At 39.8% G+C, this 14,080-nt stretch carries 11 protein-coding genes and 1 pseudogene; 4 read left to right on the top strand and 8 right to left on the bottom strand.

Features of this window, described 5'->3' with window-relative positions:
* Nucleotides 1-94 precede the first annotated feature (94 nt).
* Nucleotides 95-334: pseudogene (locus HMPREF0014_RS09995) on the top strand (RDD family protein); the annotation flags it as partial.
* A gap of 122 nt (nt 335-456) precedes the next feature.
* Here HMPREF0014_RS09995 and HMPREF0014_RS09990 read toward each other — a convergent pair.
* Nucleotides 457-1,428 carry a nitronate monooxygenase family protein gene (locus tag HMPREF0014_RS09990; protein ID WP_004887720.1) on the bottom strand — a complete coding sequence of 324 codons (972 nt, stop codon included), beginning with the start codon at nt 1,426-1,428 and terminating at the stop codon, nt 457-459.
* A gap of 284 nt (nt 1,429-1,712) precedes the next feature.
* Between HMPREF0014_RS09990 and HMPREF0014_RS09985 the strand changes: the two genes are divergently transcribed.
* On the top strand, nt 1,713-2,522 hold the full coding sequence (locus tag HMPREF0014_RS09985) for an enoyl-CoA hydratase (protein ID WP_004887722.1): 810 nt from the start codon (nt 1,713-1,715) through the stop codon (nt 2,520-2,522).
* A gap of 65 nt (nt 2,523-2,587) precedes the next feature.
* Here the strand turns inward: HMPREF0014_RS09985 and HMPREF0014_RS09980 are convergent, their stop codons facing one another.
* Both HMPREF0014_RS09980 and HMPREF0014_RS09975 read right to left on the bottom strand, forming a co-directional pair.
* Complete coding sequence (locus HMPREF0014_RS09980; protein ID WP_000996083.1) at nt 2,588-3,433, bottom strand: IclR family transcriptional regulator; 846 nt, start codon at nt 3,431-3,433, stop codon at nt 2,588-2,590.
* Nucleotides 3,434-3,619: 186 nt separating this feature from the next.
* On the bottom strand, nt 3,620-4,837 hold the full coding sequence (locus HMPREF0014_RS09975) for a CaiB/BaiF CoA-transferase family protein (RefSeq protein WP_004887724.1): 1,218 nt from the start codon (nt 4,835-4,837) through the stop codon (nt 3,620-3,622).
* Nucleotides 4,838-5,168: 331 nt separating this feature from the next.
* On the opposite strand from HMPREF0014_RS09975, the gene HMPREF0014_RS09970 reads away from it, so the two are divergent.
* Together HMPREF0014_RS09970 and HMPREF0014_RS09965 are read left to right on the top strand one after the other, a co-directional pair.
* The gene (locus tag HMPREF0014_RS09970; protein WP_004887725.1) at nt 5,169-6,320 is read left to right on the top strand and encodes an acyl-CoA dehydrogenase family protein; all 1,152 of its coding nucleotides are present in this window, start codon (nt 5,169-5,171) and stop codon (nt 6,318-6,320) included.
* 61 nt (nt 6,321-6,381) lie between these two features.
* Nucleotides 6,382-7,632 carry an MFS transporter gene (locus HMPREF0014_RS09965; protein WP_006581456.1) on the top strand — a complete coding sequence of 417 codons (1,251 nt, stop codon included), beginning with the start codon at nt 6,382-6,384 and terminating at the stop codon, nt 7,630-7,632.
* A gap of 222 nt (nt 7,633-7,854) precedes the next feature.
* On the opposite strand, the gene phnX is transcribed toward HMPREF0014_RS09965, so the two are convergent.
* From phnX to HMPREF0014_RS09940, 5 genes are all read right to left on the bottom strand, one after another.
* Nucleotides 7,855-8,670, bottom strand: a complete 816-nt coding sequence (phnX, locus tag HMPREF0014_RS09960; RefSeq protein WP_004887729.1) for a phosphonoacetaldehyde hydrolase — start codon at nt 8,668-8,670, stop codon at nt 7,855-7,857.
* Nucleotides 8,671-8,704: 34 nt separating this feature from the next.
* Nucleotides 8,705-9,892 (bottom strand): 2-aminoethylphosphonate--pyruvate transaminase, encoded by a 1,188-nt coding sequence (phnW, locus tag HMPREF0014_RS09955; protein ID WP_004887731.1) that lies wholly within the window; start codon nt 9,890-9,892, stop codon nt 8,705-8,707.
* Between the two features lie 26 nt (nt 9,893-9,918).
* Complete coding sequence (locus HMPREF0014_RS09950) at nt 9,919-11,073, bottom strand: TIGR03364 family FAD-dependent oxidoreductase (RefSeq protein ID WP_004887733.1); 1,155 nt, start codon at nt 11,071-11,073, stop codon at nt 9,919-9,921.
* Nucleotides 11,074-11,174: 101 nt separating this feature from the next.
* A complete protein-coding gene (locus tag HMPREF0014_RS09945; protein WP_004887735.1) occupies nt 11,175-12,884 on the bottom strand; it encodes a putative 2-aminoethylphosphonate ABC transporter permease subunit in 1,710 nt (569 codons plus the stop codon).
* Complete coding sequence (locus HMPREF0014_RS09940; protein ID WP_004887738.1) at nt 12,878-14,080, bottom strand: ATP-binding cassette domain-containing protein; 1,203 nt, start codon at nt 14,078-14,080, stop codon at nt 12,878-12,880. The genes HMPREF0014_RS09945 and HMPREF0014_RS09940 overlap by 7 nt, the downstream gene beginning before the upstream one ends.

The raw sequence follows: 14,080 nt of genomic DNA, 5'->3' as shown, positions 1-14,080 counted from the left end.
ATTTACGGAATTAGGTAGACCTCGCACCCAAGTTGTGTCTTAAATTTGAATGGATTGGGGAGAACTCAGCTTTTGAATGTTTATGCAACAAAGCCTATCCGAATTAATCGCATTAAGCTATGCTGATCCTGAAATATACCTAAATGCAGGGAAAATTGATCAAGCAAAATATATTCTACTTTTTTATCCAGCTTGGTACAGTATAGTTAACTCAGCAAGTGAATTATGGACTTGGAGTGAGTTTATTGTTTTACTTTTTAATAAGAGAAAAAGAGCTATTCATGACTTTATTGCTGGAACTATTGTAATTAAAAAACAATATTCAAAAAACTAATATAAGAGGGTGTTCTATATAATGATCTAAATTTAATCTATTATTAAATTTAGATCACTATATTACTTACTACAAAGAAATCTTGCTCTATTATTAAGATTAATATAGATAATAATTTTACTTTATAACAAGCTTAATAAACGTCCGCGAATAATATCTTCTGCCTCTTTGACAATTCGGCTAACCAGTTCATCGCATGTCGGAATATCATGAATCAAGCTTGCCACTAAACCGCATGACCATGCACCTGCATTAACATCTCCATCAATCATAACTTTTGGATAGACTCCCGCAACTTCTTCAATAATATCTTCAAATTTAATGCTATCGCCGAGCGCTTTTTCTTTTGCCACGATTTTTTCTACGGCCGCATTATTCATGACACGTTCAGTATTTCGCAAAGCACGCATAATTAAACGCGTATCTCGTTCGGTTGCATTCAGAATCGCCTGTTTCACATTTGCATGTACGGGAGCTTCCTGAGTCGCAATAAAGCGCGTTCCCATATTAATTCCATCGGCTCCCATCGCTAAAGCAGCCGCGAGTGAGCGTCCATCTGCCATACCACCTGAGGCAACAAATGGGATGTCTAACGCATCGGCAGCTAAGGGCAATAAAATCATATTGGGCACGTCATCCTCACCAGGATGCCCACCACACTCGAAACCATCTACAGAAACTGCATCACATCCAATTTGCTGCGCTTTTAAGCTATGTCGAACCGAAGTACATTTGTGAATTACTTTAATACCAGCAGCTTTTAAATACGGCATGACCTGTTCAGGATTACGCCCTGCTGTTTCTACAATCTTGACTCCACCTTTAATGATTACTTCTACAAAACCCGGATAATCAGGAGTATTTACGGTAGGCAAAAAGGTTAAATTTACTCCAAAAGGCTTGTCGGTCATTTCTCGGCAACGTGCAATTTCTTTTGCCAGATTTTCAGGCGTACGCTGAGTCAGACCAGTGATAATACCTAACCCACCCGCGTTCGAAACTGCAGCCGCAAGCTCTGCAAAACCAACATAATGCATACCACCTTGAATAATTGGATGCTCGATTTCAAATAGTTCTGTAATTTTGGTCTTCATATTCTTTCCACTCACCATTCTATAACTAGCTTCTCATTTCCTTAGTAGAGCTAGATGCTTATTTACGCATAAATCCTGTCATCATTTAAAGTGACTTAAGATAAAAATTTCACAATACAAAATTTTATACCACAATATAAAACAAAATAATTGATAACGGAATTATTTTTCGATAGCATCATTTTAATAAGTTTAAGTTTTAGACAGCAAGTTATCTGAAAAGTATGAGCTTTCACCAACTGAAAGAATATATTTTTCAAATAGTTAATTTAAAGGAATAAATGATGCAACAGGACAATGTAACTCAAAGCGAGCTTAAAACAGGTACAATTCAGGAGCATTTTGATAAAAATATACTAACGCTCACCATGAGTAACCCCACTAAAAAGAATGCAATTAATTATGAAATGTATACGGCTTTAAGTCAGGCATTAGATAAGGCTGCAACCAATCAAGATGTCCATGTGGTCATACTTACTGGTGAAGGTTCGGCATTTACGAGTGGTAATGACGTTAATGCTTTTGAAAAACGCGATACCACCAGTTCAGAACCACCCGCTTCCATTGTTTTTTTAAAAAGCTTAGCAACGTTTCCAAAACCGATTATTGCTAAAGTAAATGGTATGGCAATTGGCATTGGCAGCACTATGCTTCTACATTGCGACCTTGTGTATGCAAGCCAAAACTCTATTTTTCAGTTTCCCTTTGTGAATTTGGGACTTGTACCTGAAGCAGGTTCAAGTTACATCTTGCCAAGATTATTGGGTTTTGCTCGTGCTTCGGAACTTATTTTACTAGGTGAAAAATTTTCGGCAGATCAAGCAAAAATTTATGGTTTGGTTAATGAGATATTTGAAGTAACTGAGCTGGATCAAGTGGTTGAAGACGTAGCCATTAAACTCGCTCACAAACCAAGCCAAGCCTTACAGCTCAGTAAAAAGTTACTAAGAGATATGCCAATCGATGATCTACTCAATCGTATTGATCATGAGTCGACTATTTTCTCGCGTTGTTTACAGGGTTCCGAATTTAAAGAAGCATTAAATGCTTTCAAAGAAAAAAGAAAACCGAACTTCCATAAGCAAACGGCCTAAAATTCGCACACTAAAAAGCCAGCCTTGAAAAACAAAGCTGGCTTTTATAAATGAATCAAATACGTTTAGCTAATCTCGGTACGAATATTATTCACCATGTGTAAAAGACGCGGTGCAATATCTTCTTCGAGTTTTTCACGGTTCATAATAAAGCTTGGACCACCACAGTTAAATACCAGCAAACCATGTTGTTCATGAATGAGTGGAACCGCAACCGAGTTAACGTCTTTATGCCATTCGCCAATTGAAAAACAGTATCCAAAATCTTGGTAGTCTTTAAAGGCTTTGTCTAGATCACGGTTAATTTTGATCCAGTCTTCTTTGTGCTTGTTACGAATGGCATTAAGCAAGAACTCTCTTTCATCTTCTGGCATGGCAGCTAAACATGCACGCCCCATTGAACTTAAGTGAATCGGTAAATAGGTTCCGACTTGACGGCGCATGGTCATATTGCCTTTACCTTGAACGACATCAAGATAAATCATATTCAGTCGATCGCGTGTTGCCATTGCTACAGCAGCACCAGCATAGTCTGCCAAATTTTTCATATATGGATGAGCAATAGAGCGAATCGATACGTTAGAGAGCATGGAATAACCAAAAGCAAGAACACCAACTGAAAGCTGGAATTTGCTTGAGTTTGGCACTTGTTTGATATAACCCAAACGCGACAAGGTATGTGTCAGGCGAGTAATGGTCGGTTTTGGCAAACCAGTCATCTGAGCAAGCTCTTGGTTGCCCAAATGCTGATGCTTAGGCGTAAAACAACGTAATAGTTCTAAACCACGTGCTAATGCAGTAATAAATTGGCGATCATTTTCATCCTGCATGTCTTCAATCGGATGTAATAATTCATGCCTTAAAGGCGCGAGTAGTTTTTCTGTCTGTTCTGCATCAACTGCATCGTTCATTGTCATACCAATCCATATTTTGTTTCGCACTGCGAAAATTATAATCTATTTTTTCTATAAATAGCAAAAGAGCAAACGTCCAAGTCTGCATTTATAAAATAACTTCATTTAACTCATTAAAGCGAAAGATTAAATATTTTATTTTCTGATTTTAAATATCATTTTAACCTTTCGCTTTTAAGTTACTTATCCAATTACGCCCTTTTCTTTAAGCTCTGCTAACTTTTCTGTAGATACTACTCGCCCTAAAATCGCCTGCGTATGTTCACCCAACAGTGGAGGTGCTGTTTTGTATTCAACAGGAGTTCTAGAAAGTTTGATTGGTGAGCCAATTATCTTCAATTTTTTACGTTGAGGATGGTTCATCTCGACTAACATTTCTCGGGCTATCACTTGTGGTTCTTGGAAAGCTTGTTCCAAGTTATTAATGACACCGACCGGAACTTTAGCCGCATAGATTGCGTCTACCCATTCATCTGCTGTTTTTGTTAAAAAGTGAGTTTGTAAAATTCCGATAATTTCATTGCGATGCTTGATTCGGTCTGCATTTCGGGCAAAACGCGCATCATTTGGTAAATCGGGTAAACCAATACTTCGACAGAGTTGAATAAACTGAGTGTCATTTCCACATGCAATAATGAAGTCACGGTCAGAGGCTTTGAATACTTGATAAGGCACAATATTAGCGTGTGCATTGCCATAACGTTTAGGGATATTACCCGATGAAAGATAGTTCATTCCCTGATTTGCCATTGTGGCAATTTGAACATCAAGCAAAGCCATATCAATGTATTGGCCCAAACCTGTCACATGGCGGTTGAGTAAAGCAGCCTGTATGGCAATCGTAGAATAAAGTCCTGTGGCTAAGTCAGAAAATGCAACGCCTACTTTTTGTGGTCCTCCGCCCGGCAAATCATCACGCTCACCAGTGACCGACATGAGTCCGCCCATACCCTGAATAATAAAGTCATAACCGGGTTCTTCTGCTCTGGGACCAGTTTGACCAAAACCTGTAATTGAGCAATACACCAGTTTAGGGTTAATTGCAGATAAAGACTCGTAGTCCAAACCGTACTTTTTCAAAGAACCCGCTTTGTAGTTTTCAATCACGACATCGGTGTCTTGAATAAGTGCTTTAATCAATTCTTGGCCTTCAGGATTGGCAATGTCGATGGCAACCGATAATTTATTGCGGTTAGTTGACTGATAATAAGCGGCTTCTTGAGTGTCTTGACCTGAGTCATCTTTCATCCAAGGTGGTCCCCAAGAACGAGTATCGTCACCAACTTTCGGCCGTTCAATCTTGATTACTTCTGCGCCTAAATCGGCAAGAATCTGTCCACACCAAGGCCCAGCCAATACCCGACTTAAGTCAAGCACCCGAATTCCATTTAAAGCACCCATCTTCATCCCACTATAATTTGTGATTCATTTCCTATAGGAAAACTTATCCATTTAAAATTTCGCATAGCGATATATATTTTTAATATACACGGCTCTTTTTAAAAATCAAACTTTAATTTTCCACTAAAAATGATGATTTTTTATAAGAAAATATAGCTTAAATAAATCAATAAATTAGCCAAAGATAAAACAATAACAAAGTATCGCATTGCGAAATTAATTTTCAAAATATATTGTTTTGCGCTCATCCTTTGATTACTATCACTTCAAATATTGGTGATTTTACGAACATCACATTGATGTTTTTTGCATAGAGTAAAAGGACGAGACTATGATTCGAGATCAGGAAACCTTAAATCAACTTGTTGATATGATTCGACAATTTGTTGAAGGTGTCTTAATTTCTCATGAGAATGAAGTCGCTGAAACGGATGAAATTCCTCAAGAGATTGTTGAGCAAATGAAAGCTCTCGGCTTATTTGGTTTAACCATTCCTGAAGAATACGAAGGTCTTGGCCTAACGATGGAAGAAGAGGTCTATGTCGCTTTTGAATTAGGTCGTACCTCTCCTGCTTTTCGCTCTCTTATTGGGACCAATAATGGCATTGGCTCAAGTGGTTTGATTATTGATGGGACCGAAGCACAAAAATCATTTTTCTTACCGCGTCTAGCTCGTGGTGAAGTGATCAGTTCTTTTTGCTTAACCGAACCTGACGCAGGTTCTGATGCGGCATCTTTAAAAACCACCGCAGTAAAAGATGGTGAGTTTTATATTTTAAATGGTACCAAACGCTTTATTACCAATGCGCCACATGCTGGCGTATTTACAGTCATGGCACGTACAAACTCTGATATTAAAGGCGCTGGTGGCATTTCTGCTTTTATTGTGGATAGCCAAACTCCGGGCATTTCTCTTGGCAAACGCGATAAAAAGATGGGACAAAAAGGCGCCCATACCTGTGACGTTATTTTTGAAAATTGTCGTATTCCTGCCTCAGCACTCATTGGTGGTGTTGAAGGTGTTGGTTTTAAAACGGCCATGAAAGTACTCGATAAAGGCCGTTTGCATATTGCTGCCTTGAGTGTCGGTGCAGCAACTCGAATGCTAGACGACTCTTTAAATTACGCCATCGAACGCAAGCAATTTGGACAACCAATTGCCGAGTTCCAACTCATTCAAGCCATGCTTGCCGATTCAAAAGCTGAAATTTATGCAGCTAAATGTATGGTCTTAGACGCTGCCCGCCTACGCGATGCGGGACAAAACGTTAGCACGGAAGCTTCTTGCGCAAAAATGTTTGCAACCGAAATGTGTGGCCGCGTTGCTGATCGCTGCGTACAAATTCATGGTGGTGCGGGTTACATCAGTGAATATGCCATTGAACGTTTTTATCGAGATGTTCGTCTGTTCCGTCTCTATGAAGGGACCACTCAAATTCAACAAGTGATTATTGCCCGAAATATGATTCGCGCTGCGTCTTAATCAAATTTAAAGCACTTCAAAACGACTTGAAGTGCTTTTTATCAAATGTAGGTAATGGATTATGGCTACAAATTACAAAGAAGGTCTTTCTCGTATACAGCCTCATACGTGGAAAATAGCATTTATTTTTGCATTTCTGGCACTGTTGGTAGATGGTGCAGATTTGATGCTGCTGTCTTATAGCTTAAATAGTATTAAGGCAGATTTTGGATTAAGTTCAGTACAAGCAGGTATGCTTGGCAGTTTTACATTAGCAGGTATGGCTGTTGGTGGCATTTTTGGGGGATGGGCATGCGATAAATTTGGTCGCGTGCGCATTGTGGTTATTTCTATTTTAATTTTCTCACTTCTTACCTGTGGCTTAGGTTTTACCCACAGCTTTCTTCAGTTTGGTATTTTAAGATTTTTTGCATCTCTTGGCTTGGGTTCACTTTATATCGCCTGTAATACTCTCATGGCCGAGTATGTCCCAACACGTTTCCGCACAACAGTACTTGGCACTTTACAAGCTGGCTGGACCGTTGGCTATATTGTTGCGACCTTACTTGCAGGCTGGATTATTCCTGATCATGGCTGGCGCATGCTGTTTTATGTTGCGATTATTCCCGTCATTATTGCTGTTCTCATGCATGTGCTTGTACCTGAACCAGAAGCATGGCAAAAGTCTCGACTACAACAACCAGTTGTGGCTCAAAACGCCTCGAAAACTTCGGCATTTAAGCTTATTTTCCAAGATAAACGAAACCGCAATATGTTTATCTTATGGGCGTTAACGGCAGGCTTTTTACAGTTTGGCTATTATGGCGTAAATAACTGGATGCCGTCATACCTTGAAAGTGAACTCGGTATGAAATTTAAGGAAATGACCGCCTATATGGTAGGTACATATACCGCCATGATTTTAGGTAAAGTTCTTGCGGGTATGATGGCCGATAAATTAGGGCGTCGTTTTACTTATGCCTTTGGTGCAATCGGCACTGCTATTTTCCTACCTCTGATTGTTTTTTATAACTCGCCAAGCAACATTTTATATTTACTGGTGACCTTTGGTTTTCTATACGGCATCCCTTATGGCGTAAATGCAACCTATATGACCGAAAGTTTTGCGACTGCCATTCGCGGTACAGCCATTGGCGGTGCTTATAACGTCGGACGTTTAGGCGCTGCATTAGCCCCTGCAACGATTGGTTTCTTGGCATCCGGCGGGTCTATTGGTTTAGGTTTTGTCGTGATGGGTGCTGCCTACCTAATTTGTGGTGTGATACCAGCCTTATTCATTAAAGAAAAAATATACGACCCACAAAAGTCGTAAAGAGATCCATCAAAAAATCCTATAGGTCCTGTACCTATAGGATTGATGGTACTAACTATCTAAACATATGTTTTAGATGGTTAGCAGGAAATAAGGAATTGACGTTTCAAAGTTACTCCTTATTTCCACGTATGTAGAGTTTATTACTCTTCATTTTAATTTTTTAGGTAAGCTTAGCTCCCAAGGGAGCTAAGCTTAAAAATATATAGACCTAAACTCTGTTTAAGGTCGTTCACCCTGCCCCAAACGGCGTTCAATATCATCGAGTACATTTGGTAAGTCGGCGACACTATCAATCACATAGTGAGCGCCCGATGCATTCATTTTTTGGTATGCCTTATCTTTTAGTACAATCTGTTCATCAGCCGATAACGCGCTCCACTCTTCATAGCTTAAACCGACTTCATTGCCACTAATCGCAAGTCCTACTGTCCAACATCCGGCATTTAAACCTTCATCAATGCCCACCACGGTATCATCTACTTTTACAACAGTTTTGATGTCGGATACGTCGAGTTGAATTAAGTTCTTCCATAGCATTTCAGGATATGGACGGCCAAATTTTACGTCACTTGCCGTAACGATACAGTCCGGTCGATAGCCCTGATCGGCAGCATCTTTAACCAAACGACCAATCATCATAGATGCATAGCCCGTGTTACTGCCAATTTTTGCACCACGCTTTTTAATATTTTCAAACGTTTCCAATGCCCCCGGAATTAAAGCAGAACATTTCGGAATAGAATTTAATTGATATGGAATAAAGTCTTTATATAAACGGTCAATATCTGCTTCAGTTGCAGGCTTCCCATATACTTCCTGCCATGCCGCTGCTACACGCGGCATTTTTAAAACTGCTGCAATATGATCACGTTTTTCTAAACCCATTGGTGCACGAGCTTCTTCAACCGTAATTTCAACTTTATTGTCTTTAAATAAAGCCATAAAAGCTAAAATTGGTGCGCGTGAGCCAAAATCTACAGTTGTACCAGCCCAGTCAAAAACAACAGCCTGAATTTGTGTATTGTTGGTCGTCATGGTGTAATTCCTTTAATGCAAATGATTTAAACAATTATGCTGTTACAGCTTGATTGAGGAGGTTTTTGCAATAACTCGCAATTGCAGCAAGAAGTCCTTCAATGTCATGAATATAAACTTCGCCAATATTGCCAATACGGAAGCAGTTGAGGTCGGTGACTTTACCCGGATAAATCACATAACCTGATTTTTTCAAAGCTTCATAAAATGACTGGAAGCTAAATGTCTCGGCTGTTGGGTAAAGAAAAGTAGTAATAATGGGTGATTGTGGGCACTCTTTACCGAGCACCAATTCAAAGCCCAGTTGTTGCATACCTTTAGATAAGGTTTGCTGGTTTTGTAAATAACGTTGATAACGTGCAGCGACTCCACCTTCGGCTTCAAGCTCAAGTAATGCTTGATAAAATGCACGTACTACATGGGTTGGCGAGGTAAAACGCCATTTACCGTTATGCTGCTCCATCGTGTTCCACTGGTCATACAAGTCGAGACTAACCGAACGTGCCAAACCTTTACATGCCTCTAGGCAATCACGTTTTGCCAAAATAAAACCAAAGCCCGGAACACCTTGAATGCATTTATTTGCACTTGAAATCAGGAAATCAATTTCAAGCTCGGCAATATCCATAGGCACACCACCGAATGAACTCATGGCATCCACAATCCAGATTTTTCCTGCTGCTTTCACCAAACGGCCAATGTCTTGAATCGGATTTAAAATTCCTGTGGTGGTTTCACAGTGTACACACGCAACATGGCTAATGGTTTTATCGTGTAAAACGCGCTCAATTTCTTGTAAATCTGGTGTTTGAGTTTCTAAATAGTTCAGCTCTACAACTTCAATATTTAAGCAACGCGCCATTTGCACCATACGTGCACCATATGCACCGTTATTAATGATCAAGATTTTGCCATCACGCGAAATAGCTGAACCAAGCACAGACTCAACCGCAAAACTTCCACTGCCTTGCATTAACACAGCCGTATATTTTTCAGGTTGGCTGGTTGCCAAGTTGACTAGACGAGAGCGGATATCTTGTACCAGCGAGTTGTATTCTTGGTCCCAAGTACACCAGTCTTTTTGCATGGCACGGCGTACTGTTGCCGATGTTGATAATGGCCCTGGAGTGAGAAGCAAATACTTGTTCTCTAAATCCATATCGAGTTGGGGTTGCATGTTCATAATGTTACTCATTTCTTTTGCGTTCATTTCAATATACATTAATCTGGTTTAAACCAGATGACAAACTAATAAATATTTTGTTCTAATATTTCTTTCATAAACCCAGCCCCTGTGGTCATGCCTTTGCCGGCAATCCCACTCACCAGAAAGATATTTTTTTCAGCTTCAGTAACACAGGCCAACTCATGTTCATGAGTCAGGTAATAACCATTCCAGCGTTTTTGAATTGGAGGTAAAGTCAGCCCTAATTTTTCGTGACAGTAAGCTTGGATAAACTCATTAATCTCTTCACGCTGCTCAAACTGGGGCGCTTCATTAATCGGATGGTATTCGTGACTATCGCCCACGATCAGTTCACCAAATTCGTTTTGTTTAATCAGAATATGGATACCAAATTCTTTAATGAATCCCTGCTGTGACGCTTTAACCAACTCAGAATGACTTGGGCAAATTTCAAAAGCCGGATAACGTGAGATAGATAAGCCTGAATAAAGAGAAGCATTTAATTTTTGTTGAAATGGTTGCGTCAGCGCCATTTGTAAACCACAACGTTTCAGGTTCAAGCTTTGTAAGAGATCTGGATATAAAACATCGATGATTTCACCGTGACAGATCAAAACTTTATTTGCTCGATAAGTCTCACCACTTGCCAAACGAACCTGACAACTTTCCTGCTGATATTGAGTTTGAACAACACAGGCATTGGTATAAATCTCTACACCTTTTCTTTCGGCATATGCCAACAGTCGCTGCCCAATCACATGTGGTTCGACCGAATAATCTTCCCCAAAAACCAAACCGCCTTGAAAATGCTGCGAAGGATTTAAATAAGAAAATTGGGTGACCAGTTCATCATGGTTTAGCAAATGAACTGGAATTTGATAATGATTTGCACGCTCGACAAACTCATTTAAAACTCGCCATTCAAGTGACGTATTGGCGAGATAGACACCTTGTCTTTGCTCAAATGAAATATCGGTTTCAGCCTGAATGCGTTGATAAAAACAACGCGTTTCAAGAGCGTACTTTCGCCACTGTTGCTCTGGATGGGTTAATGTCGAAGTTCCGACCATGCCGAAATTACGACGAGTTGCACCCACAGGTTTGGCATTTTTCTCGAACATACAAACTTTTAAGCCTTGTTCTTGCGCTTGTATGGCAGCGGACAAACCTAAAATACCGGCTCCGACAACAATTAAATCAAACTGTGCGTGATTCATAAGACTTCCAATTTGCGAAATTTAGGATGAATAAACCCTTGCCTTGTTGAACAAAGCATTCAATTTCAGTCAGTTAAATAAAAATTGTGTTTAGCTAAAACTTAGTGAGTGCTTTCACGCCATTGCTGACTTCTTGCCATAATTTTTCTGGTAAATAACCAGTGAATGAGTTTTACAACACATGAGGTGGTTAAAATCAAAATGCTCATAGCAACAGCAGCAACGGTATCTCCTGCATCATCCATATTTAAAACAGCTACCGCAGCTAAACTGGTGTCTGGTGAATAAAGGAAAATCGCAGCTGACACAGTGGTCATGGCATTCACAAAAATATAGACCGATACATCGCATAGCGCTGGAAAACACATAGGCAAATACACTTTCCAAAAGGTTTTCCACTTCGATGTACCTAAAGTTTCTGCTGCTTGGTCGAGCTGTAGCGGAATTTGTTTAATGGCATTGGTTAAAGTGAGGTGTGGCACAGTGTAATAATGCACGATGGTTGAAATCACCAAAATGGTCATGGTTCCATACAGCACATTTAACGGATTACTCTGCTGGTTAAAAAACAAAATATAAGCAATACCTAGAACCAGCCCCGGCACAGCAAGTGGTAATAAAACCAAAGCTTGCACATAGTTTTTAATGAATTGATGTGCCTTAAAACGTTCGGTTAATAGTGCCACCATAAAAATCAGTGCTGTTCCAAAAACCGTACTAAAGAGTGCCATGCGAATCGAGTTAAAGTACGCTGCCCAACCGCCACCATCGACATATTCAAAACTGTAATGCGCTAAGGTCAAAGACAAATCATAAGGCCAAGACTGAATGAATGAAGCCAGCACTGCCGTAAAGATAATCAGTAAAATCGCCCCTGAAACCAACCCACAAAATAGGCTCAGAACAACTTCAAGTTTTTTATTCGATGCTGAAACATAAGGTTTAGCCTGAAAGGCTTGAAACCGTGCATGACGTTTGCTTTGAATACGATCGAAAATAAAGACGAACACTGCTGGTAGCAATAACAGGATGGAAATTACCGCACCCATACTCACGTTTTGCTGACCAATAATCTGTTTATAGACATCAAGCGCCATCATGTTAAATGAACCGCCAATGACTTTCGGAATTCCAAAATCGGTTAATACATAAATAAAAGCCACCAAACTTGCGCTAATAAGGCCATAGCGAATTGCAGGTAGTGTGACATGGTAATGCGTCTTCCAGATATTTTTACCCAGTGACAAAGATGCCTCAATTAAACGCTGATCGACACTGCGAAAAGACACCATCATCAACATTAAAATTGCCGGAAATAGCCAAAAGCAGTAACTGATTAAAATGCCGATTGGACCATAAATTTGTATATCGCCCAGCAAAGGTTTAAACACACCTTGCTTACCAAACAAATAAACCAATGCCAAAGAAGGCAAAAGTGACGGTGCTAAAATCGGTAAGAAAGCAACCAATTTAAAGAAGCCTTTGCCTTTTATATTCACATTGGTGAGTGCAAAAGCATAAATACTGGCAAGAAATACTGTAATGACAGTGGCAGCACAAGCAACCCACACCGAGTTAAATACAGAGCTGAGTAAAGCTGGGCTTGCAAAATAATTATAGAAGTTTTCAAGACCAACAAAATTTTGATTTTCATCAAAAAATGCAGTTTCAAACAGCATCATTAAAGGAGCAATAATCACTAAAGTCAAAGCAATTGCAACGCTTGCTAAAGCAATATTTGATCTTAATGAATATTCAGTTTTTCGACGCGGCTGTGTTTTTAAAACCGCTGAAGCAGCTTCATTTAACATAGTGCGTACCCTTGTTCGTCAAAGACATGAATGAGCTGATTAGGCACTTTTATAAACATGAGTTCTTGCAAAGATTTGAACTTGGTATTTTCAATTTCAATTTGCAAAAGGTGTTTTGCTTGCTCAATTCCATCAATATGAATAGTGCAAAACAAACGACGTTTCGCACCTAAAAATTCAGTGCTTAATACTTTAACCGGCAAATACAACGACTCTTTATCACTACCAAAATCATCAACCAACTCGACAGCTTCGGGTCTAAAACCAATGTTGTAGCTTTGCCCTGCTTTAAGTTTTTGCTGTTCCAAATTCAGAGGAATAAAACCCAAAACCTCGAGCTGATTAACGACCGAACAAGTGGCTGCCAAAAAGTTCATGGTGCCAATAAACTTTGCAACGAATTGGGTTTGTGGCTTGTAATAAATATTGTGCGGCGTATCAATTTGCTCAATGACGCCATGATTCATGACTACAACACGGTCAGAAATGCTTAAAGCTTCTTCTTGGTCGTGTGTGACCATAATGGTTGGCAAATTAAGCTGTGATTGAATCGAACGAATCTTCTGTCTTAGGTTTAGACGTACCTGAGCATCAAGTGCAGACAATGGTTCATCTAGCAGTAAAATATCAGGCTTCGGTGCAATTGCCCGAGCAAGCGCAACACGTTGCTGCTGCCCGCCCGACAATTGATTTGGGTATTTTTTTGCAATATCTGGTAATTCAATCAGCTCTAATAACTGCTGAACTCGTTGACTACGCTGTGCTTTATCCCACTTCTTTTTGTCTAAGCCGAAAGCAATATTTTCTTCAACGTTTAAGTTTGGAAATAATGCATAGTTCTGAAACACAATACCGCAGTGACGCTTTTCAGCACTGAGCAACGTAATGTCTACGCCCTTTTTTATGACTTTTCCATAATCAGGTTTTTCTAGACCCGCAATTATCCGTAATAATGTAGTTTTACCGCACCCTGAAGGCCCCAAAAAGCTCACGAACTCGCCAGCTTTCAGGTCTAAATTAATATGCGTTAAGGCCTGAAAGTGTTGGAACTTTTTTTGGATATCCACCACTTCTAAAACCGACGGGCCGTGTTCAGGATATTTATAGGTCGTTAATGACGACAGTAAATGCCCTGCTAACTCGCCTTTTGGGTTTTGACCTAGCAGCGATGATTGCAATGACGAAGGAATTTGCAT

The sequence above is a fragment of the Acinetobacter sp. RUH 2624 genome (assembly GCF_000162375.2).
Taxonomy (GTDB): Bacteria; Pseudomonadota; Gammaproteobacteria; order Pseudomonadales; family Moraxellaceae; genus Acinetobacter; species Acinetobacter nosocomialis.
The sequence above is the reverse complement of the archived record's forward strand: the minus strand, read 5'-3'. Positions and strand labels throughout refer to the sequence as shown.

Excerpts from the sequence above, each read along its gene's own strand:
- HMPREF0014_RS09990 (WP_004887720.1), bottom strand. The coding sequence starts at position 1,428 with ATGAAGACCAAAATTACAGAACTATTTGAAATCGAGCATCCAATTATT.
- HMPREF0014_RS09985 (WP_004887722.1), top strand. The coding sequence starts at position 1,713 with ATGCAACAGGACAATGTAACTCAAAGCGAGCTTAAAACAGGTACAATT.
- HMPREF0014_RS09980 (WP_000996083.1), bottom strand. The coding sequence starts at position 3,433 with ATGAACGATGCAGTTGATGCAGAACAGACAGAAAAACTACTCGCGCCT.
- HMPREF0014_RS09975 (WP_004887724.1), bottom strand. The coding sequence starts at position 4,837 with ATGGGTGCTTTAAATGGAATTCGGGTGCTTGACTTAAGTCGGGTATTG.
- HMPREF0014_RS09970 (WP_004887725.1), top strand. The coding sequence starts at position 5,169 with ATGATTCGAGATCAGGAAACCTTAAATCAACTTGTTGATATGATTCGA.
- HMPREF0014_RS09965 (WP_006581456.1), top strand. The coding sequence starts at position 6,382 with ATGGCTACAAATTACAAAGAAGGTCTTTCTCGTATACAGCCTCATACG.
- phnX (WP_004887729.1), bottom strand. The coding sequence starts at position 8,670 with ATGACGACCAACAATACACAAATTCAGGCTGTTGTTTTTGACTGGGCT.
- phnW (WP_004887731.1), bottom strand. The coding sequence starts at position 9,892 with ATGTATATTGAAATGAACGCAAAAGAAATGAGTAACATTATGAACATG.
- HMPREF0014_RS09950 (WP_004887733.1), bottom strand. The coding sequence starts at position 11,073 with ATGAATCACGCACAGTTTGATTTAATTGTTGTCGGAGCCGGTATTTTA.
- HMPREF0014_RS09945 (WP_004887735.1), bottom strand. The coding sequence starts at position 12,884 with ATGTTAAATGAAGCTGCTTCAGCGGTTTTAAAAACACAGCCGCGTCGA.
- HMPREF0014_RS09940 (WP_004887738.1), bottom strand. The coding sequence starts at position 14,080 with ATGCAAATTCCTTCGTCATTGCAATCATCGCTGCTAGGTCAAAACCCA.